Origin of the sequence: Pelagibacterium limicola, from assembly GCF_015694405.1 — a bacterium.
In the GTDB taxonomy this organism is placed as follows: domain Bacteria; phylum Pseudomonadota; class Alphaproteobacteria; order Rhizobiales; family Devosiaceae; genus Pelagibacterium; species Pelagibacterium limicola.
Window position 1 is genome coordinate 148,296 of the sequence record NZ_JADQDB010000010.1, and the last position, 22,580, is coordinate 170,875.

17 protein-coding genes are annotated in these 22,580 nt (G+C 61.0%); 9 read left to right on the forward strand and 8 right to left on the reverse strand.

All coding sequences use genetic code 11. The annotated features are described in order from the left end of the window. Window positions 1–7 precede the first annotated feature (7 nt). The 5 genes from I2G20_RS16060 to I2G20_RS16080 all read right to left on the reverse strand — a co-directional run bounded on the left by I2G20_RS16060 (window position 8) and on the right by I2G20_RS16080 (window position 4,960). Entirely contained in the window at window positions 8–1,105 is a 1,098-nt protein-coding gene (locus tag I2G20_RS16060; RefSeq protein ID WP_196260751.1) for a mannitol dehydrogenase family protein, read from the reverse strand. Then, window positions 1,102–2,109 (reverse strand): zinc-binding alcohol dehydrogenase family protein, encoded by a 1,008-nt coding sequence (locus I2G20_RS16065; protein ID WP_196260752.1) that lies wholly within the window; start codon window positions 2,107–2,109, stop codon window positions 1,102–1,104. The genes I2G20_RS16060 and I2G20_RS16065 overlap by 4 nt, the downstream gene beginning before the upstream one ends. 24 nt (window positions 2,110–2,133) lie before the next feature. Further along, complete coding sequence (locus tag I2G20_RS16070) at window positions 2,134–2,919, reverse strand: ATP-binding cassette domain-containing protein (RefSeq protein ID WP_207747658.1); 786 nt, start codon at window positions 2,917–2,919, stop codon at window positions 2,134–2,136. Window positions 2,920–2,988: 69 nt separating this feature from the next. Then, a complete protein-coding gene (locus tag I2G20_RS16075) occupies window positions 2,989–3,936 on the reverse strand; it encodes an ABC transporter substrate-binding protein (protein WP_196260753.1) in 948 nt (315 codons plus the stop codon). A 43-nt stretch (window positions 3,937–3,979) separates the two neighbouring features. Beyond that, complete coding sequence (locus I2G20_RS16080; protein WP_207747662.1) at window positions 3,980–4,960, reverse strand: ABC transporter permease; 981 nt, start codon at window positions 4,958–4,960, stop codon at window positions 3,980–3,982. A gap of 268 nt (window positions 4,961–5,228) precedes the next feature. Between I2G20_RS16080 and I2G20_RS16085 the strand changes: the two genes are divergently transcribed. From I2G20_RS16085 to I2G20_RS16125, 9 genes are all read left to right on the forward strand, one after another. Then, the gene (locus I2G20_RS16085) at window positions 5,229–6,173 is read left to right on the forward strand and encodes a GntR family transcriptional regulator (protein WP_196260755.1); all 945 of its coding nucleotides are present in this window, start codon (window positions 5,229–5,231) and stop codon (window positions 6,171–6,173) included. An 11-nt stretch (window positions 6,174–6,184) separates the two neighbouring features. Next, window positions 6,185–7,150: a phosphotriesterase family protein gene (locus I2G20_RS16090; RefSeq protein WP_196260756.1), complete on the forward strand. Its 966-nt coding sequence runs from the start codon at window positions 6,185–6,187 to the stop codon at window positions 7,148–7,150. Between the two features lie 407 nt (window positions 7,151–7,557). Continuing rightward, window positions 7,558–8,853, forward strand: a complete 1,296-nt coding sequence (locus I2G20_RS16095) for an ABC transporter substrate-binding protein (protein ID WP_196260757.1) — start codon at window positions 7,558–7,560, stop codon at window positions 8,851–8,853. Further along, on the forward strand, window positions 8,853–9,824 hold the full coding sequence (locus tag I2G20_RS16100; RefSeq protein WP_196260758.1) for a carbohydrate ABC transporter permease: 972 nt from the start codon (window positions 8,853–8,855) through the stop codon (window positions 9,822–9,824). The genes I2G20_RS16095 and I2G20_RS16100 overlap by 1 nt, the downstream gene beginning before the upstream one ends. Continuing rightward, on the forward strand, window positions 9,821–10,642 hold the full coding sequence (locus I2G20_RS16105; protein ID WP_196260759.1) for a carbohydrate ABC transporter permease: 822 nt from the start codon (window positions 9,821–9,823) through the stop codon (window positions 10,640–10,642). Before I2G20_RS16100 ends, I2G20_RS16105 begins: the two co-directional genes overlap by 4 nt. A gap of 9 nt (window positions 10,643–10,651) precedes the next feature. Further along, window positions 10,652–12,685, forward strand: coding sequence for an alpha-amylase family protein (locus I2G20_RS16110; protein WP_196260760.1), 2,034 nt, complete (start codon window positions 10,652–10,654; stop codon window positions 12,683–12,685). Next, window positions 12,682–13,791, forward strand: coding sequence for a LacI family DNA-binding transcriptional regulator (locus I2G20_RS16115; protein WP_196260761.1), 1,110 nt, complete (start codon window positions 12,682–12,684; stop codon window positions 13,789–13,791). The genes I2G20_RS16110 and I2G20_RS16115 overlap by 4 nt, the downstream gene beginning before the upstream one ends. Beyond that, a complete protein-coding gene (locus I2G20_RS16120; RefSeq protein WP_196260762.1) occupies window positions 13,784–14,845 on the forward strand; it encodes an ABC transporter ATP-binding protein in 1,062 nt (353 codons plus the stop codon). The genes I2G20_RS16115 and I2G20_RS16120 overlap by 8 nt, the downstream gene beginning before the upstream one ends. Then, a complete protein-coding gene (locus tag I2G20_RS16125; RefSeq protein WP_196260763.1) occupies window positions 14,842–17,079 on the forward strand; it encodes a glycoside hydrolase family 95 protein in 2,238 nt (745 codons plus the stop codon). The genes I2G20_RS16120 and I2G20_RS16125 overlap by 4 nt, the downstream gene beginning before the upstream one ends. Window positions 17,080–17,189: 110 nt before the next feature. Here the strand turns inward: I2G20_RS16125 and I2G20_RS16130 are convergent, their stop codons facing one another. The 3 genes from I2G20_RS16130 to I2G20_RS16140 form a co-directional block, all read right to left on the reverse strand. Further along, complete coding sequence (locus tag I2G20_RS16130) at window positions 17,190–18,752, reverse strand: sensor histidine kinase (RefSeq protein WP_196260764.1); 1,563 nt, start codon at window positions 18,750–18,752, stop codon at window positions 17,190–17,192. Window positions 18,753–18,923: 171 nt separating this feature from the next. Then, the gene (locus I2G20_RS16135) at window positions 18,924–21,674 is read right to left on the reverse strand and encodes an EAL domain-containing protein (RefSeq protein ID WP_196260765.1); all 2,751 of its coding nucleotides are present in this window, start codon (window positions 21,672–21,674) and stop codon (window positions 18,924–18,926) included. Then, window positions 21,674–22,534 carry a FecR family protein gene (locus tag I2G20_RS16140; protein ID WP_196260766.1) on the reverse strand — a complete coding sequence of 287 codons (861 nt, stop codon included), beginning with the start codon at window positions 22,532–22,534 and terminating at the stop codon, window positions 21,674–21,676. Before I2G20_RS16140 ends, I2G20_RS16135 begins: the two co-directional genes overlap by 1 nt. Window positions 22,535–22,580: the final 46 nt, after the last annotated feature.

Genomic DNA, 22,580 nt, shown 5'->3' on the forward strand with positions numbered 1-22,580 from the left:
ACTTGATTCAGGCTACCTCAAACGCCGCCCTCAATCGAGGACACGCGGCTCGGGAGCCATTTTCAGCCATAACCCAATCGAGAAAGCCACCGGCCCGTCGCTCGATCTTGGCAGCATGGTTCTGGGCGATGTCAGCGAGCCGGTGATCGAGAAAGGGATTGGAGAACCGTTCACGGCACTGTGCCCAATAGGCCTCCGCGCCATAGCTTGCCGGAAAGAGGGGAAGAACCTCTTCGCGCATGATGGAGTCGAGCCACCCGCTGATCTGCACGGCGGCCATGGCGTCGCGCACGGTGAGGCCCTGCGGTGAACCACTCGACAGCCAACGCTGGGCCAATAGCGTATGAGCAAGATTGAGGATAAAGAGCTTTTTGCGCTCAAAGGGCGCGAGGTCGGGCACCACTTGTATCTGTTCGTGGTCACAAGGCGCAGTAAGACCCGGCTGATCCTCGAGCACCCAGAGCGCATAAGGTTCAGCCACCGCGCCGATGGGATCGATGGGCTCGGAGACGATGCGGTCGACCAACGTATTGATGAACAGGCAGCGTTCGGCGATCCAGTCGCTAAAGGCCTGACAGTCGTTCTCTCGCGCCGCCAGATCGAGGACGATGCTGCGCAAGGTATCGCCATTGCGCGAAATCAACTCGCACGGCAGAATCGTTATCGGCGCCCCGCCGGCTTGGAATCGTCCGCGCAAGAGCGCGGTCAGCAGTTCGGGGAAACTGCTCCACCCCTCAAGCGTGGGCTCGGTGCGGGCCGGGATTTCATAACCCTTGTCACCGGTATTGCTGATGACGAAAGCCGCATCGATAAACCCGGCACGGGTGGCATCCGGGTCCTCGCGCGCAGAAAGGCCTGTCGCGACAATCCGGACCTGACGCGTTTCATCAAGCGGCACACCCTTGTCCAGTCCGCGAATGCGCACCGGAAATGACTGCCCCATGGCGAACGCGGCGACACGGGCACGGCTGGCGGGCGAGCCTGTGGTTTCCACAACGGTCACCGGGCCCACATCCTGGCCGGCGTCCCGTGCCTCGGACAGCATCAGATCCGCATGGGCCTGCAGGAACCGGCTGGTACCAAACTGGATAACGGACCTGCTCATGCAACCTCCACGATGGCCTTTATGAGCGTATCACGATTGTTGAGTAGGTCCTGAAACTGCTCGGGGAGGGAATCAAGCCGGGCCGAATGTGTGCGCAGTGCCGCGGTATTGATTTCGCCTGCTGCAATGGCGGCAATAACGGTATCGAAATCCTCGCGCGTGGCGTTCCGGCTCCCCACCAGCTTCATTTCGCGCTTGTGGAATTCGGGATCGGCAAAGGTAATCGAATTGGTGACCACGCTGACAAGGACATAGGTGCCGCCGTGAGCGAGGTAGGCGAAACCGGCCTCGATGGCGGCCGCATTGCCCGTGGCGTCGAACACGATATCGTAACCCTCGCCATCGGTACGGGTCATGACCGCGTCCGCACCCTCCTCGAGCGCCATCGTGCTGTCAAAGCCGAATTTTTCGGCCACAAGATCGAGCCGGGAACGGCTGGCATCGAGAAGATGCACTTCAGCACCCCGCAAGCGCGCAAAAAGCGCAACCCCGAGCCCGATCGGACCTACCCCAACGACCAGCACGCGATCGGCGCGCGTGAGTTCGGATCGCCGCACCGCGTGGGCGCCGATCGCCAGGAACTCGACCATGGCGGCCTCGAAAGGCTCGAGGCTTCCGGCAGGATAAAGGTTCTCGAGCGGAACATGGATGCGCTCGCACATTCCCCCGTCGCGATGCACACCGAGCACCCCGATATTATAGCAGCAATTGGGCTTGCCGCGGCGACAGGCCCGGCACGTGCCGCAGGCGATATAGGGATTGATGATCACGAGATCGCCCCGGGCAAACGGGCCCGCGGCTTCCGCTACGCGTCCCGAAAGCTCGTGTCCCATGACCCGGGGATAGGCCAGAAACGGGTGCTTGCCCTCGAAGATGTGATAGTCCGTGCCGCAGATGCCCACGTGACCGATATCGACGGCGACCCAACCTTCTCCCGGACTGGGGGGAAGTTCGCGTTCTTCAAGGCGAAGCGTGCCGGGTTGCTCGCAAACGAGGGCTTTCATGATCGGCGTTCCTGACCGTTCGTGCTAGGCCGCCGCACCGCGGGGGCGCCAGCCCTCGGGCAGCGATCCCTTGATGATGAGGCTTAGGATATCGTCTTGCGTCACATCGGAAATCCTGTGGGAGCCGACATTGCGCCCGTTGTTCATAACCATCACACGGTCGCAGAGCCGGAAGACGTCGTGCATGTCGTGGCTGACGAGAAAGATGCCGATCCCCTCGTCGCGCAGCTTCTGCACCAGTTCGGCAACCATTTCGGTCTCGGATGGCCCGAGCGCCGCGGTCGGTTCGTCCATGATCAGTGCACGGACGTTGAAATGAATCGCACGGGCGATCGCGATGACCTGGCGCTGGCCGCCAGACATCTGCGCGACGGGGTCCCCGAGGTTCTTGAAATTGGGGTTCAGCCGCTGGAGCACCTCTCTGGCCTCGCGGAACATACGTTTGTCGTCGAGGTTGCCGAACCGCGTCTTGAGCTCGCGGCCAAGGAACAGGTTGGCCGGCGCATCGAGGTGATTGGCGAGAGCGAGATTTTGATAGATCGTCTCTATGCCGTGCTTGCGCGCAGCGGTCGGGGTGGCGATCTCGATCTTCTCTCCATCAAGATAGATTTCGCCCGCACTGGGCGTCATGGCGCCGGACAGCATCCGCATGAGGCACGATTTGCCCGCGCCGTTGTGCCCGAGAATGCCGACGACCTCTCCCGGATATAGATCAATCGATACGTCGCGGACCGCCTGTATGCCGCCGAAGTGCTTGGAGATGCCGCGCATCTCGACAAGGGGCGTGGCGCTTGATTGGAGGCTGGTCATGCTCGTATTCCGGATCACAAAGGGGTGGTACCGGGAGCGCGTTCGAGCGCGCTCCCGGAAGGGTCGGGATTAATAAAGGACGTTCTGCGCCTCATCGGCATCGATGTTGTCGGCGGTAACAACGACAACGCCTGTATTGATGAAGCTTTCGACGGCCTCTCCGGCCAGCAGCTTGGCAATGGTCTGGACGCCCAATTCACCCATCTGGAACGAACCCTGCACCGCAATCGCGGCAAGCACGCCGTCGCGGACAAACTGTTGCAGATCCTCGTTGCCGTCAAAGCCAAGGGCAACGAGCGAGCCCTCGCGCCCCGCCTGGACGATCGCCCGGCCCATGCCGACCGCCGTCGGTTCGTTGGCACCGAAGATGCCGTCGAGTTCTGGATAGGCTGCAAGGATATCGGTCGTCTGGTTGAGCGCCGTCGCCATCTGGGACTGGGAATAGAGCGTATTGACGATCTCGATGTCGGAATTGGCTTCGATATAGGCAGCAAAGCCGCCCACACGGCCAATTTCCGAGCCGACGCCCGGCACATAGGACATGATGGCGATCTGGCCTTCATTGCCGATGGCATCGATCATGACTTGCGCCATCAACTCGCCCGCCGCCTGGTTGTCCGTCGAAAGGAACGCCTGGTAATATTCCTCGGCCCCTTCTGCGAGCATGGAGTCGATGATGACCACCGGAATGCCGCTTTCATAGGCGCGCTGGACCGAAGGAACCAGGGCTTCCGGATCGGATGGCGCCAGGACGATGCCGGCGACGCCGCGGTTGATCGCGTTGTCGACCAGATTGACCTGTGCCGCGATATCGGATTCCGAGGCCGGCCCGTCAAAGCTCATGGTATAACCCTCAAGCCCCTCCATGCCAGCTTCGGCGCCGCGATTGACGTTCTGCCAGAAATTGGAGCTCGTGGTCTTGACGATCACGGCGATTTCGTCGGCCATCACGGCGGCCGGAAGTGCTGTCAGCGATATGGCTCCTGCAAGGGCCAAGGTATGCAATACGGACTTCATTGTTTCCTCCTGATTGAAAGTCCAAGGCGAAATGCGGCACGCCTCAGCGCCGATTGCGCAACTGATCAATATAGACGGCCCCTATCACCACGCAGCCGATGACGATCTGCTGGATGAAGGCTGAGACGCCCGCCATATTGAGTCCGTTGCGCAAAATTCCGATAATGAAGGCACCGATCATGGTGCCCGAGATTGACCCCACGCCCCCCATCAGGGAAGCGCCGCCAATTACGGCCGCCGCGATGGCGTCGAGTTCATACATGACGCCCTCGTTCGGCTGGGCGGTGACCAGACGCGACATGAGGACGATGCCGGCAAGCCCGGCGAGAAACCCCGAAATTGCATAGGCTGCGAGCTTGGTGCATTCGACATTTACGCCCGACAGGCGCGCTGCCTCTTCATTGGAGCCCACCGCATAGATGTGACGGCCGAACTGGCGGCGCTTGAGCACATAGGCCGCAAAGAGCGCTACGGCGAGAAGCAGGATCGCCGGGAAGGGAATGCCGGGAAACACCATACGCGGCAGGCCGTTCGCCTGAGTCTCGACGATCCGGAACAGGGCGCCATTGCCGAGGAGGCCGAATTCCTGCCCCAGTTGCGAAACCGGAGAAGCCCCGGTCAGCTGTAGCGCCAGACCGCGCGCGATCATCATCATCCCCAACGTGGCGATGAAGGGCGCAATACGCAGGCGGGTGATGACGAGACCGTTCACCATACCGCAGAGTGTCCCAACGATCAGACCTCCGCCCATTCCGAGGGGCACGGGAAGCCCAGCCTTGACCAAAAGTCCGGCCACAGTGCCGGAAAGCGCAAGAACCGAACCCACGCTCAGATCTATTCCTCCTGTGAGGATGACCACGGTCAGCCCGATCCCCAACAGACCGATCACCGCGGTCTGCAACAGCACAGACATGGCATTATTGGGCGTCAGAAAGGCACTGTTGAGAAAGGCAAAGGCGACGATCAGACCAATCAGCGTCACGAGGGCCGAGATACGGTGAAGCATGTCTGCCTTGACCGGCATGCCGAGCCCCTCGCGAGGAAAAAGCCCAGCCGTGCCATCGCCCGCGCCGAATACTCTCATCAAATCAGTCCTCCTCTTTCCCGGTTCGGTTGCCCAGCCGTGGGAAAGCCATTTTATGCCGCAAACGCTTTGGTCCGCGCTCGATACCCTGGTTGCGGCAATCAAGGCATGCAGGAATGCTCTGGGTCAACTGTTTTTAATTTTTAATATACATCGTGCCAAAAATGCGTTTTAATCCTTTCGGTTGGAAGCGAACGGTATCTTAAAAATGGCGCGCTCGAATGATCGCTACAAATCCGCATACAACCAGATGCTCGAAATCCTGGAGACGATGGAGCCGGGGCACGAACTACCTTCGGAAACCAATCTGGCCAGCGAGCTGGGCGTCAGCAGAACCATCGTAAGATCGGTGCTCGCCCACCTTCAGAAAGTGCGGATCATCTCCTGGCGGGGTCGCCGGAAGCGGTTGTTGCGCCGGCCCCTGGGGTCCGAGCGCTTTCCGGAAAGCGAAGTGGAGAGCGCCGCCGAACGGCTGGAGGACAGGTTCCTCGAATGGGTTCTGCGAACCGACGTGGCCCCGGATACGCGGCTCAACGTCTCGCTGCTTTCCCGGCAGTTCGGTACGTCCCCCCATATGCTGCAGGAATTTCTCGTGCGCTTTTCCCGTTTCGGCATTGTCGAGCATCTGACGACCGGGGGTTGGGTATTGCGTGGCTTCACGGCCCAATATGCGATCGAATTATCCGAATTTCGCGAAATGATCGAACTCGCTTCGGTCAAAAAGCTCGTGGCGCTCGATGTCGGCCATCCGATCTGGCAGGAGCTTGACGATCTCGCGCGCGACCACCAGCTGCTGCTCGAGGAGGTCGAGACGCGGTACCGCGACTTTTCCGCACTGGACGACCGCCTGCACAGCACGATCAACAGCGTTCAGGACAATCGCTTTACGCGCGAGTTCCAATCCCTGATTTCCATGATCTTCCACTACCACTATCAATGGAACAAACGGCTCGAGAAACAGCGAAATACGGTCGCGATCCGCGAGCACCTGGCCTATATTGAGGCACTTCTAAGCCGGGATCTGGAGCGCGCGCGCGCGGCATCGCTAGCCCATCTCGCCACGGCCCGGCAAACACTTCTGGCCTCGACGGGGACTACCGTGCCTATCGAGACTTCGCAATTGCCGGATCGGCCGGCCGTACCAGCTGAGTAAGGCGCAAGGACATGGCAGGACCGCACACAGAAACCCCCGCCGGAGTTGATCGATCCGAGCGTTTTCTCTACACGACCTTGGGGCTACTGGAACGCAGCAGACTGGACATGATACTGCCCCACGAGCACGTTTTCGTTGACCTCAGGACCCCGGATCAGCCCGGCTATGCGCGAGCTGACGAGACCGAGGTCGTTGCGGTAATGGCCCCGAGAATCGAGGAGATCAAGGAGCGCGGCGTCACAGCGCTGGTCGAATGTTCGACAGTTGGCGTAGGCCGTCGGGCCGATATCGATCTCGCCGTTTCGCGCGCCACGGGCTTCCCGATCGTCGTACCGACCGGCAGCTATCGCGAACCGTGGATCACACCGTTTGTTCGCGAGGCCGAGGACGACGCACTGGAAGCCTGGATGTTCGGCGAATTGACCGAGCGCTTCGATGAGGCCGATTATCGCGCCGGATGGATCAAGCTCAGCGCCGGCGATGACGGGATCACCCAACTCGAAGAGCGCGTTTTGCGCGCTGCTGCCCGCGCCGCCGCCCGAACCGGTGCGGTCATCGGCAGCCATACGATACGAGGCCGTGTCGCGATGCAGCAACTCGATATCATCGAGCAGGAGGGCTATTCGGCGTCGCGCTTCATCTGGATCCATACCCAGGAAGAGCCCGATCTTAGTTTTCACGATGAGGCGGTGTCCCGGGGCGCCTGGATCGAATACGACCACGTCTCCCGCAGCCCGGACGAGGATGTGAAATCACTCATCTTGCAGGCGTTGGAAAAGGGATACGGTGGCAATCTGCTGGTCAGCCATGACCTCGGATGGTTCGATCCGGCCTTACCAAAAGGCGGCAACCAGCGCCCCTATACCCACCTCTCGGATGTCATGTTACCCCTGCTGAAAGCTTCCGGCGTCGACGAGGAAACGCTGGGGCTTCTGACGATGGAAAATCCTTTCCGGGCTTTTGCGCGGCCCGCCTGAGCAGAAGTCGCCAACGCCAAAATGAAACGTTATCAACGGATTTGATCGGAACTCGACACCGGGATGCTTGTCGCGGTCATCTCCAGACGCTTTTCGAGACCCCTCCAAGGGGACGAAATGACCGGCCCGAAAAGCAGAGGCGGCAGGTGGGGCGGCCATCGGATTTATCCGGAGCACGAATTAAAGCCCGCTGGAAAGTCAGCATAATTTACCTATTTACCGACCAGTCCCGCGTTTTCTGGCTTGGGCAATGGCCCCCTGACTCTGAACGTCACCCTTGAAGTGGACCCTCGGCGTCGATTCTTCGCCCCGCAGACGCGAGTCTTGCCAATGCCGTTTTTTTGATGATAACGTTTCAATTAAGTTGAGTGTCCATAAGGGCTCCAGCTGAAAAGGGAGGAAGTCAAATGAAGAATGGATTATTCGGCCTGCGCAGGCCGGCTATTGTCGGAGCCGCGAGCGCAGCGTTACTGCTCGGCACGTCACCAGCCGCACTCCAGGCCCAGGAAGTGAGCGGAGAACTTATAATCTTGCAGTGGTTGGGTGGGACGGAAGCCGAACTTTGGGCCGACCTGCAAGCGGCCTTCATGGAAGCCAATCCCGGCGTGACGGTTCGGGAACTCGTCGTGACCGGCGTGGGCGACATGCGAGGCGCGATGCGCACCGCCCTGCTCGGCGGCGAGACCGTGGACATCATCATCAACACCTGGCCCGCCTTCCGCGCAGAGCTTGCCGATGCCGGCATTATCCAACCTATCGACGATGCGTGGACCGAGAATGACTGGAGCACCCAACTGAGTGACAGTTGGCGCACGCTCGGCGCGATCGGCGACGACACCTATGGGCTGACCTACACCTACGGCAACCGCTCGGGTATCTGGTACAAAACCGAGCATCTCGAGAACGCTGGCATCGAGCCGCCGCAGACATGGGACGCGTTGATCGCCAGCTTCGATACCCTCAAAGCCGCGGGCCACGAAGCGCCTTTCGCCGTTCCCGCGCAGTTCTGGGCGCATAGCGAGCTGTTTGAAACGCTGCTCATCCGCACCTCTGGCGTCGAAACCGCAACGGCACTTGCCGCTCATGACATTCCCTGGACCGATCCCGCCGTCCGGGCCGCGCTGGAAAAATATGCCGAATTGCTCGCTGCAGGGTGTTGCGCCAGCGCCTCCACCATGCTGGCCAGCGATTGGGATGCGGAGGCCGACCAGCTCTTTCTGGCAGACAACCGGAACTATCTGTTGATCGGCATGTGGATGAATACCCGTGCGCGCAACGACTACGGTCTGAGCGAGGGCGAGGACTATTCCATGTTCCAGTTCCCCGCCCTCGGCCTTGGTCATGACGACACGTCCATGGTCGACTCCAAGGAACTGAACCTGACCACCAACGGCAACAACCCCGAGGCCGCCATCGCGTTCTTTGACTTCATGTTGTCGGCAGAGGCCTCGGAGATTCAAGCCGGTTACGGCTTTGCGTCCCCGAGTTCGGAAGCCGACACCTCGCTCCTGGGTCCGGTGCAGCAGATCTCGACGGCGGCCGTGGCGGAATCGCAGGTCCAGTTCGTCCTCGGCGATCTCTTGCCGGGCGATCTCGTCGATGAGTATCGGGTACAACTGCAACGCTTCCTCCAGGACCCCAGCGATGCGATGATCGACTCCGTGCTCGAGGCCATCGAAGCGAAGGCACAGGTTTCCTACTGATGTCCAACGGCGTCGTAAACGGCGAGACGGCGCCGTCCGGACCAACCAGCACCGCGCGCGGCGGCCGGGCCATTCCGGGCGCCGCGCACGAGGGGCGTCTCTGGCGTCTGTCCGACACTCCGGCGGCTTGGCTGCTCATCCTGCCGGTTCTGGTCTTTTTCAGTATTTCGGTCGTCTATCCGCTCGCGGAGACGATCCGTCTGAGCTTCTTCGACATTCGGGGATTGTCGGCTCCCCGGTACGTCGGCTTGGGCAACTACATCGCTCTTTTCGCCGATCCCCTGTTTAGGAACACGATCGTCACGGCCCTGATCTTTACGCTGGGGGTAACGGCCATTTCCGTTTCCATCGGATGGGGGCTGGCGATGTTGAGCGCTTTCGCACCGGCCCAGACCATGCCATTCCGCATGATGGTTTTCGCCGCGTTCGGAATATCCGAAACGGTATCGGCCTATATGTGGATCATGATCCTGCGACCCGACCAGGCCGGGCTTCTCAACAGCATCATCGGCATATTCAATCCCGGCTTCGCCCATGCCTGGCTCGGCGACCAGAACACCGCCCTTTGGGCACTGATCATCGCGGCGAGCTGGAGCGCGGTCGGGCTGCCCCTTCTCCTGTGTTTCGCCGCAGTGCAGGCGATCCCCAAAAGCGTACTCGAAGCCGCATACATGGATGGCGCGAGGCCCACCTCAATCATGCGTCACATCATGATGCCGCTGTCCCTGCCAGGGGTGCGCGTTGCCATCTTTATTAACCTGCTCAATGCCCTGCGCGCTTTCGACATCATTTTTGTGCTGACAGGCGGTGGGCCGGTCCGCTCGACCGAAACCATCGGCTATTTCATGTATCGGGAGTCCATGACCCAGTTCAAACTGGGCTATGGCGCCGCGGCCACCGTTGTGCTGCTGATCGCCGTGCTGGTGGTCTCGATCCCCGCCATCCTCCAGCGCACGGCAGGTGCGAAATGATCGGTAGGGCGCCGCGCTGGGCCATCGCCATCATGGGGCTGATCGCCCTTGTCTGGATCATTCCTCTCTTCGGCATCGTGGTCCTCTCGGTCCGGCCGGTGGGAGAAACCATGCTCGGTTGGTGGCGGCTCGACAGTTTCACCCTCACCCTGAGCGCCTGGCAGCGCGTTTGGGACCGGTACCCGTTGGCGGATGCCTTCTGGACGACCGCGTTTCTGGCGGGCGTCTCGACTTTTCTCACGATGCTGCTCACTCCAGCCGCCGCCTACGCCTTTCATTTCCTCAAGTTCCGCTTCCGGCGCCTTCTGCTCATCGTCATCATCAACGCCTTTGTGCTGCCCCAACAGGTGGTGATCATTCCTTTGTTCCGGCTCTGGCGCGATATGGGCCTGATGGACAACTTCGCGGCTGTCGTTGTCCCCTATGTGGGATTGAGCTTTGCGTGGTCGATTTTCCTCGTAAAGAACTTCCTCGAGGACTTTCCCAAGGATCTGATCGAGGCGGCAAGGATAGACGGCTGTGGACCGGTGGCAACGTTTCGGCACGTCGTACTGCCCAACATGCTCAGCCCCGTCTACGCGGTTGGCATCCTTCAATTCCTCTGGACATGGAACGCGCTGCTGCTGCCCATGCTCTATCTCAGAACCCATGTCCCCCTGCCGGTGGTCTTGGCTCGTGTCGCCGGGACTTACGACCTCAACTGGGACTTGCGCGCGGTAGCCGCTCTCATCACGACAGCTGTGCCGCTGATTGTCTTCATCGTCTTTCAACGTCAGTTCGCCGCCGGATCACAGGCGACGAGCGGCGGCAAGGAGTAGTCCAGAACTATGCGCGTCAAGAACAATAAGCCGCTCCGTTACCGGCAGATCCATCTCGATTTCCATACATCCGAACACATTCCGGACGTCGGCGCGGATTTCGATGCCGAAAAGTTCGTGGCCACATTCAAAGAGGCCTCTGTCGACTCGGTCACGATCTTTGCCAAGTGCCATCATGGCTGGTCCTACTATCCAACCAAGGTTGGGGCACCACACCCCAATCTTGTCCGCCCCGACTTGCTGGGTGAGATGGTCAATGCGCTTGCCGCCGCCGATATCGAGAGCCCCATCTACATCTCGGTGATGTGGGATGAGCGCAATGCCCGCCTCCACCCCGAGTGGCGCGCGCGCAGCGCCACCGAAAACCGCTTCGATCCCCATCAGCTCCAGGCGGGCTGGCACACGCTCTGCCTCAACCATAAGGCCTACCGCGACGAACTGCTCGCGCAGGCCCGCGAGGTCGTTCGCAACTATCCCACGCCCGGCCTTTTCTTCGACATCATCCTCAACACCGACTGCGTTTGCGCCGCATGCCTCGCCTCGATGCAAGCACACGGGCTCGACCCCGATAACCTCGATGACCGGCGCAAGAATGACGAGTGGGTCAACGAACGCTTCCGCTCGGAAATGACAGAGGCGCTGGAAGCCGAGTTTCCAGGCTTGAGGATTTTCTATAATTGCGGACACATCCACAAGCAGGGCCCGAAGCGCTTCGCGCCTTACACCCATCTCGAGATCGAGAGCCTGCCAACCGGGGGATGGGGCTACGATCATTTCCCGTCGGGCGCGCGATACGCCGCCTTCCTCGGCCTAGATGCCGTCAGCCATACCGGCAAGTTCCACACGAGTTGGGGGGAATTTGGCGGCTTCAAGCATCCGCACGCCCTGGAATATGAAACGGCGCAAATGGTCGCGCTCGGGGTCAAGTGTCTCGTGGGCGATCAGCTGCATCCCAATGGCGCCATCAACCCCGATACCTACGCCTCCATAGCGCCCGCCTATCGCCGCATCGCGCGGCTAGAACCCTATCTCGAAGGCGCGCGCCAGGTCTCCGAGGTTGCCATTCTCTCGTCCGAATATTTCCATCCAACAGGCCCCCAGAACAATGTGAGCGATGATGGCGCGGCCCAGATGCTCCTCGAACTCAAATACGGCTTCGATGTTATCGATCCCAGCGCCGATTTTGCGCGGTACCGCCTCGTCATCCTTCCCGACAATATTCCGGTCGAGGCAGACCTCGAAAGGCGCCTGGTGGCATATGCCGATGGCGGCGGAGCGATTCTTTTTTCCGGCACAAGCGGGATCGACGGAAGCGGCAGGGTTGCGTTGCCCGGGGGCTTTGAGGTCTCCGGCCCTCAGGTGGCGTTCGACCCTTCCTATATCGCGACAAAGGGCAATCTCGATGCCCAACTGCCGGTGACGCCGTTCGTGATGTACGGCCCTGCTCAATCGATTGCGGCAAACGAGGCGGAAGTACTGGCGGAAGTCGTGCCAAGCTATTTCAACCGATCCTACAGGCATTTCTGCTCGCATCAGCACGCGCCTGACGATCCCAGCGCGCCGCGGCTGGGCGCCGCCGCGACCGTCCACGGGAAGATCGGCTATATCGCCTATCCGATATTCGACATGTATCAGGCCATCGGCCAACCCCTGTACCGCTATCTGGTGCGCGGACTTTTGAACCGTCTTCTGGAAAACCTGGTGCTCGTCACCGATCTGCCCTCATCTGGCCGCGCATCGCTCGCCCTTCAGGCCGATCGCAACCGCCACATCCTTCATTTGCTCTATGGCCCGCCTCAGGTTCGCGGCAAGCGCGTGCCCATCGCGGGCGGATCGACTCGCTTGATGGAGATGATCGAGGACATCCCGGCCCTCGGCCCGGTGACGGCGTCGATCAGATTTCCCAGCCTTCCGAGCCGCGTCTACGATGCACAATCCGGTGAAGATGTCGTTTGGTCGCAAGGCGCAGACGGCGCGGTAACGGTTAGCATACCCCGACTCCATATCCACTCCGCCTTGGTCTTTGAGGGAACGAACGGATGAGCGCAGGGGACGAAACCACAATCGAGACCCAGTCGGTGATACGGGCTGCCGAGGAAGGCGGTCGCCGTCGGGCCTCCACTATCATCGATGTCGCCAACGAAGCCAACGTGGCAATCGGCACCGTATCGCGTTACCTCAATGGACTCACGGTCCGGGCCGCCAACCGCGACGCGATCGAAACGGCGATCCATCGCCTGGGCTATCGGCGCAACGCACTCGCCGCCGCCATGAAGTCAGATCTCACCAACATGATCGGCTTTATGGTCCCCACCCTGAGCGAATTCCACGCGCCGATCCTTGAGCAAATGAGCAGCCGGATGCGCAAATCGGGCCGAGCGGTTCTATCGTATTGCCACAACGACGACCCCGCATCGGTCCTCGATGCGATAGAATTCTTTGCCGCACACCGCGTCGATTGCCTCGTCATGGACGGGCATGAGGAGGCAATCGAGGGCATCAGGGAACTCCTGGCCGGTGGCACTCCGGTAATCTTGTACGATAACGACGTAGCGGGCCCACCCGTCGATCGCGTCTTGGTCGACAATCGCACCGCAAGCGCCCGTGCCGTCGGTCACCTGCTCGATATCGGCCATACGCGCGTAGCGGTGCTCGCCGGCAGCCTGCACGATTATGCCGGCAGCGAACGTCTTGCCGGATACAAACAGGCGATGGTGGAGCATAGCGTCGAAATCGTTCCCGAATATATTGCGCAGGCCGCTTGGACCGAAAGCGGGGGTTATGCCGAGATGTTACGCCTGCTTTCGCTCGAAGAACCCCCGACCGCCGTGTTCTGCTGCAACTACAATATGACGGTTGGCGCGCTCGCCCTTCTCAAGGAATACGGCCGCCGTGTTCCCGAAGACATTTCGATCGTCAGCTTCGACGACGTTCCCCTGTTCCGGCTCCGCGAGGTCGGTATCACGACGGTGGCCCAGCCTGTGGGGAAAATAGCCGAAACGATCGCTGGCATCATCGCCTCGCGACTCTCCGAAGACGGCGCACATCATGCACCCCACTCCATTACCCTTGCCTGCGATATCATCTTGCGGGAATCGACGCGCCGGCCACACGCCGCATCCACGCCAGGGAGCCGAGCGGATGTCTAGAATCGACCTCGTCGATCTCAATAAATCCTATGGAATTTTCGAGGTGATTTCCGGCCTCAACCTCTCGATTGAAGACGGATCCTTTACCGTTTTCGTCGGCCCGTCCGGCTGCGGAAAGTCGACCCTTTTACGGATGATCGCCGGTCTCGAACCGATCACCGGCGGAGACGTCCGCATCGATGGCAATCGGGTAAACGATGCCAGCCCCATTGAGCGCGGCGTAGCGATGGTCTTCCAGAATTACGCGCTCTATCCGCACATGACCGTCGAGCAGAACATCGGTTTTTCACTGCGCATGGCGAAATTCGGAAAAACCGAGATTGCCGAACGTGTGTCGGAAGCAGCAAAAACGCTGCAGATCACCGATCTGCTCAAACGCAAGCCAGCGCAACTGTCGGGCGGTCAGAGGCAGCGGGTCGCGATCGGGCGGGCCATCGTGCGTGATCCACAGGCTTTCCTGTTCGATGAGCCGCTCTCCAATCTCGATGCCGAGTTGCGTGTCTCGATGCGCGTCGAGATCGCCAAGCTCCACAACAAGCTCGGCGCCACCATGATCTACGTGACGCACGACCAGACCGAAGCCATGACACTTGCCGACAAGATCGTTGTCATGCGGCACGGAGCAATCGAACAGGCCGGATCTCCCGCAGTGCTCTACAACGATCCGGCCAACATGTTCGTCGCCGGTTTCATCGGTTCCCCACGCATGAATTTTCTGCGTGCTTCGGCCTCTGCAAACGGCGTCGTCCTCGCGGCCGGTCCGGTTCTGCCCATGCCGGTGTCCGACCAGAGCGATTTGCGTGTCGGCATACGACCCGAGCACTTCATTGTGCAAGGCGAAAGCTCGCGTTTCGACATGCATGTCGATGTCGTCGAATATCTCGGCGGCACACGTTACCTTTACGGCACCGCTCCCTCAGGCGAAGAACTGATCGTTGAGGCGCGGGATTTGGGTTCGGTCAGAGCCGGCGATTCCGTGCCGGTCGGGTTTCAACCGGATCAGGCCTTGGTGTTCTCGGGAACGGGCGATCGAATCCGGACTGAACGTCAATGAGCGATCTCGAACTCTGGTATGACCACCCGGCGGCGGAATGGACGCAAGCCCTGCCGGTCGGAAACGGTCGGCTCGGCGCGATGATTTTTGGCGGTGCGGCACACGACAGGCTGCAACTGAACGAGGACACGCTTTGGACCGGCGGGCCCTATTCTCCCGTCAATCCTGAGGCACGCGAACATCTCGATGAAGTCCGTAGGATGCTCTTTGAGAACCGGTTTACCGAAGCCGAGGCCCTCGCCGAACGGCACCTGATGGCACGGCCAGTCAAACAGATGTCCTATCAACCGGCCGGGGATTTGTGGATTGACCAGCCTGGCGCCGGCGCTGCTCAAAATTACCGACGCTCGCTTGACCTCGAAACCGCCACCGCGCAAACCCGGTTTTCGGTCGGCGGGGTGAATTATACGCGCGAAATCTACGCCACCGCAGCCGACGGGGTCATCGTTCTTCACATGACGGCCGACCGGCCGGGCAGCATTTCCGCTGGGTTTTCGCTCACGTCCGGGCAGCCGGGAGCGGCACGACCGGCAACCGCTGACACCCTTTCCTGGAGCGGCACCAACAGATCCGCCCACGGCATCGAAGGCCGGATTCGGCTCCGGCTCGGGGCGAAAATCCTCGCGTCTGGCGGATCGGTCACACTGGAAGGCCCGGTGATCAGGGTAGACAGCGCCGATGAAGTACTTGTCCTCCTCGACGCTGCAACCAGCTTTCGCCGGTTTGATGACGTGTCGGGTGATCCCGATATAGCCGTCGAGCGACGCCTCGATGCGGCGGCCCGCAAGTCTGCCGCCGCGCTCAAGTCCTCCCATATTGCCGATTATCGGAGCCTCTTTGACCGTTTTGGTATCGCGCTGGGCGACAGCCCGGCTGCGAACATGCCGACCGACACGCGCCTGGCCGCGAACACGCAGTCCCCCGACCCGGCGCTTGCAGCGCTTTACATCCAGTACGCACGGTATCTGATGATCGCCTCTTCGCGGCCCGGAACTCAGGCCGCGAATCTCCAGGGCGTCTGGAACGACCTCGTCGATCCCCCCTGGGGCAGCAAATATACGGCCAATATCAACCTCCAGATGAACTATTGGCTGGCCGACCTGGCCAATCTTGGAGAATGTCTGGAACCGCTCCTTCGCCTCGCCGAGGAAGCGAGCGTCACGGGGGCGGAGATGGCGGCCGCCCATTACGGCGCGCGCGGCTGGGTTCTCCACCACAATACCGACATCTGGCGGGCTACTGGGCCGATCGACGGACCGCAATGGGGTCTCTGGCCGATGGGAGCGGCCTGGATCTGCGTCCAGCTCTGGGACCATGCGGTGTTTGCCGGTCGCCCCGATGCCCTGGTTAGGCGGGTCTATCCATTGATCGCGGGTGCCGTGCGCTTTCTGCTCGACACGCTGGTCGTCTTGCCCGGCACCGACTTTCTGGTGACCAATCCTTCAGTCTCTCCCGAGAACATCCATCCCTACGGAACCTCTCTCTGTGCAGGGCCTGCCATGGATCGGCAGCTCGCGCGCGATCTTTTCGATGCACTGGAAGCCGCGGCCGGCCAACTCGGCATCGAGGATAGCCTCGTCGCGGAAGCGCTGCAGGCGCGGACACGGATTCCTCCGGACCGTATCGGCCATGCGGGCCAGTTGCAGGAATGGCTCGAGGACTGGGACATGCAGGCGCCCGAAATGGATCACCGCCACGTATCCCATCTCTATGGGCTTTATCCCAGCCTCCAGATCAGCCTCTCAGGCACACCCGAGTACGCAGCTGCCGCCCGACGTTCCCTCGAAGTCCGAGGGGATGAAGCAACCGGTTGGGGCATTGCATGGCGGATAAACCTTTGGGCCAGGCTACAGGAAGGCGAGAGAGCGCAGTCTGTCGTCCAGATGCTGTTGTCGCCCCAACGAACCTATCCCAATCTCTTTGATGCGCATCCGCCATTCCAGATCGACGGAAATTTCGGCGGCGCGGCGGGAATTCTCGAAATGCTCGTGCAGTCCGACGGCCGGACCGTCCAGCTTCTCCCCGCGCTTCCCAGCGCGTGGCCCCGCGGTCGGCTCACCGGTGTCCGGTGTCGCGGTGGCATCGTTGCCGACCTCGAATGGCACGATGGCCGGATCGTGTCGGCCAAGCTCATGAGCCGGACCGGACAGTCGGTGACCGTGCGGTATCGCGACGAGACCACCACGGCCCACCTTCCTGCCGGCCTGTGGTGGACCTACCCGATCAGCGCTTAAGGGCGAGAGGATTCCGGGACAAGGCGCGTATTTGCAAGCGCTAACCTGTATTGATCCGCTGTAGAATTTGGGAAGAATTGAGGAAGACTGGTCGCCTGGATTGGGCCCGATTATGCCGCGGTGTCTGCTTTCGGCCTGTGGTGCCCTTGGATTTCGACCGCGACTTCCGCCTCAAAGACCGTACCGCGGGCATCAGAAGAGAGCGAATACGATCCCCCCATCTGACCTATGAGGCCCCGGATAAGCCGCGTTCCCATGCCCTCACGTCGATTCGGGGCCAGGCCAACGCCATTATCCGCCACCGTGAATTTCGCACGCCCCCCTTCGCTTGCCTTGAGGGAGATGTCGAGCTTGCCGGCACGACCGTCAGCAAAGGCATACTTGCACGCATTGGCGACAACTTCGCTCGCCAGCAAGGCGAGCGGCATCGCGTGGTCTCGGTCGACAAGCACGGAATCGACGTCGAAATTGACCTCGCACTCGGTGCCATAAGCGCTCAACGCCTCCCCAACGACAACTGGGACATAGTCGTGCGCGTCGATGTCCACGAACCGATCGAACCGGTATAGATGCTCGTGCATTGCCGCCATTGCGCGCAGCCGGGCATCGAAATCCTTTTTCGTGGCAACCGGAAGATCATGCAACGCCACGAGACTACGGACCGATTGCAGGTTGTTCTTCACCCGATGGTGGATTTCGCGCATCAGGAGCTTGTTGGCCTCGAGCGTTACTTCGAGCTCGGTGTTTTGTTTGGCCTGGCGCGACAGCAATCGCACGGCCCAGGCAGTGCCTAAAACGAGAGCCAGCAGGATGGGTGAGGTAATAAGTATGGTGGCCAGAATCGCCCAGCGAAACTGAGCCCAGCGCTCGGCGGTTGCGACTGACGCCAACGCAATCATATTGAATTCGGGCAGTGATCGATAGCTGACAACCCTCTCAGCCCCATCCACGGGAGATCCAGCGGAGGCGTAGGTTCCCGTCGGCCCGGCCGGCAAGTGCTCGGTCATCAACGGGTGCTGGCTGAGGTCGATTGCTCCGCCGGCCGGCGGCACACGTGCAATCACCATCCCGTCGTTTCTCACGAGGCTGATCGTCGAGTGTTCCGGCAGGTCGAGGCTGTGTAGTATCGGCTCCAGGATGGCGGCGGGGAACGAAACCACCGCAGCCCCCGAGAAATGTCCATTCCGCTCCAGCCGCTTGCTGAACACAAATATCGGCTCGTTGGTGAGCCGGCTGACAATCGCGGAAGAAACGTAAAAGGACTGGCCCTCCCGGATTTCGGAAAAATAGGCGCGGTCGGTTATGGAAACCTGCTCGGCCCCGGGAATGGTGGCGAAAAGCGTGCTTCCGTTGTGGTCGACGACGTAAGCATCGGCAAAAGGCGGAATTCCTTGCAGCATATGGTCGAATTCGGGTGTCGTCGTCGAGAGTTCCTGACCCAGCGCTGCATCCATGCGGCGCAGGGTCTGGCGAGCGACCTCCGACATCCAGGCCGCATTCGTCGCAACGACATGGGCAGCCGCCTGGGCCTGCTGTTCGAGCGTCGCGGAAGTCTGCCGGACACCCTGAATGATGAAATAGGCAAAAATCGAAACGAAGGCCAGAAGCAGAAAAGTCTGCAAAGAGAGCAGCATGAATACCGGCGAAACGCTCGCCTTTTTCAACCCTCCCATCGACAATTGCGGCCTCCAGGCCTCTCCACTGGCGGAGAGAATTACGACAACCGGGCAATTTCGGTGGTCAGAGTCGAGACGTATAGCCAGTGAGGGGACTATACGTGAAATTGCCCCCCTTACAAGCGAGCGGCGGCGTCGGGAACCGTGCGTCCGGCCGTAATCCGCCGCTCAGCCCGCCGCGCTCAATCTCACGTGCCCGGCTTCCCTCTGGCGGTCGAGCAGATGGGCGGCAAGATCGGCAATCGCCTCGGGCGCCATCGGGCGCCCATAAAGATAGCCTTGCAGCACCGCGCAGCCCAGCCTGCCAAGCAAAGCCGCCTGCTCCTGCGTCTCCACCCCTTCGGCAATCACAGATTTGCCCAGCTGCCGCCCAATGCCGATGACCGATTCCACGATCTGCGCGGCTGCGGCATTTTCACCTAGGGCATCGACGAAGCTCTTGTCGATCTTGAGAACGTCGAACGGCAGGTCGCTGAGATAGGAGAGGGACGAGAAGCCTGTGCCGAAATCGTCGATGGCTATCTTGACGCCCAGCGCACTCAGCCGCCGCAAGGTCTCGATTGCGGCATCTCGCTCTCGCATGACCAGACCTTCGGTGATTTCCAACTCCAGTCGACTTGCGGGGAATCCCGTTTTCTCCAGAGCCAAGGCGACTTCGGCAAACATGTCGCATAACTCGAACTGCAAGGGCGAAACGTTTACCGCCAGGCGAATATCGTCCGGCCATTTCAAAGCTTCCCTGCATGCGCGTTCGAGCACCATGCGGCCGATCTCGACAATCAGCCCGGTCTCTTCGGCGACAGGGAGAAAATCGAGGGGAGAGACCGGCCCGCGCTCGGGATGTTGCCAGCGCAGCAACGCTTCAGCACCCACCATCCGCCTGCCATTGTCAGCGTATTGGGGCTGGTAGGCCAGGTGGAATTGCCCGGCCTCAAGGGCCAGCCGCATTTCACCATCGAGGCGCCGACGGTCATCGAGCGCGCGTTCCTGCGCCTCATTGTATTCGACAAGTGGATTTCCAGCGGCGGCACAGGCCTCGACCAAAGCCAGATTGGCTTGTTGCAGCAAACTCGCTCCATCCTGCGCAGGTCCGGACGTCCAGCCGCCGGCAAAACCGACCGCCGTAAAATGTCCCCCCACCTTGTAGGGCCTGACGAGAAGAGCGGCCACGGGCCCGAAGAGCGCTCTCCCGTCGGTCTGGCCATCCAATACCGCCAGCGCGAAACTGTCGCCGCCCAGCCGGGCAAGACATCGATAGCCCGCATCGCCGAGCCGCCTGGCCACCTGGCGCAGCAATTCATCGGTTATCTCGTGCCCGAGCGTAGCGGTTATGGCGGCGAACCGGGGAAGATTGAAGGCCAGGACATAAACGGTGCATTGCTCTGCAATGGCCTCGTCCAAAATCTCGACAAAGCGATTGCGGCTATAAGTTCCAGTAAGATCGTCATGCGCAGCCAGGTATTGGAGCCTGTCCTCGCTGGCACGCCGGGCTGTGACATCCCTGAAGGTCAGACTGGCAAACGCTTCGGTGGGCTGCCCTGCCACTGCAGGAATCGTCTGCGAAACAGTTACCACGTATTCGGCGACGGCTATCGTTCGCGGGCGTTGGATAACGACCTCTCTGGGCCGAACGCTCGTTGCCGTTGTCGTCCCAGCACCGGCAAAGGCGGACTGCAATGCTTGAGCGAAGGCTTCCGGCAGCACAGTCCCCGCATCGGCCCCCACGAGCCCTTGTCCCAGCCAACGTTCCGCATAAGCGCTGGCGGAAATAATCCGCTGTTGCGATGAAACGATCACGATGCCGTCGAAATTGTCCGCGACCACGCGGCCAAGGATATCGCGCGTCCTGTCGCGCTCGCCCGTGAGCCGCGCGACGATATGCTGGAGCCATTGCTTTTCGAAGAGCAGCAGCAAAAGTGCCAGGCCGGCGATCCCTGCAAGGAGCGGCGCTGTTGCCAGCATGATCGCGGCCTCGTGATAGAGGGCCAGCGCGGCAATTTCAGCCAGAACAGCCACCATTACGACAAGTCCGCCTCCGGCAAGAGTCCTCGTGCCGCTCCTCACAGCAAATCCGAAGACGACCACCGCCAGAATCGCCAGCGCGGGAACCGAACCGAAATTGCGGATTATCCTTTGCTGTGCTGCAGTTTCCGCGGCCAAAATCTGGACGACGGCGCCTGGCAGAAAACCTTGATTTGGAGAGCGGAAGACATCCTGCAACTCCAGCGCGCTCGCCCCGACGACAACGGTTTTTCCCGCAACGGTCTCCGACGAAAACCGCCCTTCGATGACATCGATAGCCGGCAGGGTAACAAGCGTCGCGGCGCGGATTCCGTAGTCGATGATGATTTCGCTGGCCGCCTTCCCTTGACTTGAGGACAAGGCCGCCAGGGAGGGTATCGCCGTTTCTCCCGCCGATATGGCATGGGGCACTGACCTGGGAATGCCGGAGGTGTCGAGATTGACATTGACGGCCACCATGTCTGCAAAGCGGCGGAACCGCTCTGCGGGGACCGTGAGATGAACTGTCCCATCGGGGAGCGCCTGATTGAAGGCGGCGAGATAGGCATACCCCCCGGCCCGTTCCAGCGCTTCCGCGAGCGCCGCGTCGTTCTCCACGGTGCTGAGCGTACTGAAATCGATATCGAGAACGACTTCGTGCGCGCCCGCATCGAGGAGTGCATCGATCATTTGCGCATGGATCGTGCGTGGCCACGGCCAGACACCCACCGCCTCCAGACTCGGCGGATCAATGGCAACGTAGACCCGGTCTCCGGTTACTGCCTCTGTCCGGGCTGCGTAGCGCTGGTCGTAAAGGAATTGGTCGGCAGGCTCGAACACCCCGAGCGCCGCGGAACCGGCGACCAGTAGCCACAGCAGGACAAATGCGGCATGCGGGATGGCGCCGGCCTTCCGCATCAGTGGCCCCCGCGATTGCCCGGCATATTCCCGCTATTGCCTGGTGCATTCCCGCTGTTACCGGGCGCGTTACCACTATTGCCGGGGGCGCTGCCACTGTTGCCAGGGGCATTCCCCCCGTGGCCGGGCGCGTTCCCGCTATTGCCGGGGGCATTCCCCCCGTGGCGGGGCGCGTTACCGCTATTGCCGGGGGCATTGGCATTCGCCAGCATGGCAGCGCCGCCGTTGCCTGAGATAACCACGGGGCGGCCATTGGCGTTCATCACGGTCGGGAGCGTGCCCATGCCCGACACGGCCATCACCGAATGGCTGCCGCCAGAAACCGACTGGCCCGCGCCGAGATCGACATGATGTCCGTGCACCGTGTCCTGCACCGCGACGGCACCTCGAATGACACTGACCGCGGACTCGTTGTCAGAGTTGCTGACCCTGAACCGCGTCCCTTTGACGACGGCCACCATCATCGGTGTCTGGACGGCAAAATGCGTGACATCGCGCGCCTCGACATCGACTTCAACCTCGCCGAACCATTGCTGGACCCAGGTCTGGCCTCTATCTGACCAGTCGATAAATTTCACCTGCGTATCGGGTGAAAGCGAAACCTTATTCGATCCGTGCCGGAATTCGACCGTGCCGGAGGGGCCGGTCCTGACGATCGTTCCCGAATGAACCGTGTCGCCGCGAGCAATCGGCACCCACGCGCCATCGACCACAATGTGGACAGGGCCGCGCAATCGGTGGGCCAGCCATTCATGCGCGAACAACTCCGCTGTGGCTCCGGCTACGAGGATCAAACCGAAAGCGAGCGCTGCCACCGCGCGTCCTGCACGATGAGCGATGCTGCCTGTAGCCAATGTCATGTCCGATAGCCTCCTGTGCCGGACGCAAGTTTCGGCCCTTCTGGCT

Bases quoted from the DNA above. Each gene is read 5' to 3' on its own strand.
- I2G20_RS16060 (WP_196260751.1), bottom strand. From the start codon at position 1,105: ATGAGCAGGTCCGTTATCCAGTTTGGTACCAGCCGGTTCCTGCAGGCC.
- I2G20_RS16065 (WP_196260752.1), bottom strand. From the start codon at position 2,109: ATGAAAGCCCTCGTTTGCGAGCAACCCGGCACGCTTCGCCTTGAAGAA.
- I2G20_RS16070 (WP_207747658.1), bottom strand. From the start codon at position 2,919: ATGACCAGCCTCCAATCAAGCGCCACGCCCCTTGTCGAGATGCGCGGC.
- I2G20_RS16075 (WP_196260753.1), bottom strand. From the start codon at position 3,936: ATGAAGTCCGTATTGCATACCTTGGCCCTTGCAGGAGCCATATCGCTG.
- I2G20_RS16080 (WP_207747662.1), bottom strand. From the start codon at position 4,960: ATGCCGGTCAAGGCAGACATGCTTCACCGTATCTCGGCCCTCGTGACG.
- I2G20_RS16085 (WP_196260755.1), top strand. From the start codon at position 5,229: ATGGCGCGCTCGAATGATCGCTACAAATCCGCATACAACCAGATGCTC.
- I2G20_RS16090 (WP_196260756.1), top strand. From the start codon at position 6,185: ATGGCAGGACCGCACACAGAAACCCCCGCCGGAGTTGATCGATCCGAG.
- I2G20_RS16095 (WP_196260757.1), top strand. From the start codon at position 7,558: ATGAAGAATGGATTATTCGGCCTGCGCAGGCCGGCTATTGTCGGAGCC.
- I2G20_RS16100 (WP_196260758.1), top strand. From the start codon at position 8,853: ATGTCCAACGGCGTCGTAAACGGCGAGACGGCGCCGTCCGGACCAACC.
- I2G20_RS16105 (WP_196260759.1), top strand. From the start codon at position 9,821: ATGATCGGTAGGGCGCCGCGCTGGGCCATCGCCATCATGGGGCTGATC.
- I2G20_RS16110 (WP_196260760.1), top strand. From the start codon at position 10,652: ATGCGCGTCAAGAACAATAAGCCGCTCCGTTACCGGCAGATCCATCTC.
- I2G20_RS16115 (WP_196260761.1), top strand. From the start codon at position 12,682: ATGAGCGCAGGGGACGAAACCACAATCGAGACCCAGTCGGTGATACGG.
- I2G20_RS16120 (WP_196260762.1), top strand. From the start codon at position 13,784: ATGTCTAGAATCGACCTCGTCGATCTCAATAAATCCTATGGAATTTTC.
- I2G20_RS16125 (WP_196260763.1), top strand. From the start codon at position 14,842: ATGAGCGATCTCGAACTCTGGTATGACCACCCGGCGGCGGAATGGACG.
- I2G20_RS16130 (WP_196260764.1), bottom strand. From the start codon at position 18,752: ATGGGAGGGTTGAAAAAGGCGAGCGTTTCGCCGGTATTCATGCTGCTC.
- I2G20_RS16135 (WP_196260765.1), bottom strand. From the start codon at position 21,674: ATGCGGAAGGCCGGCGCCATCCCGCATGCCGCATTTGTCCTGCTGTGG.
- I2G20_RS16140 (WP_196260766.1), bottom strand. From the start codon at position 22,534: ATGACATTGGCTACAGGCAGCATCGCTCATCGTGCAGGACGCGCGGTG.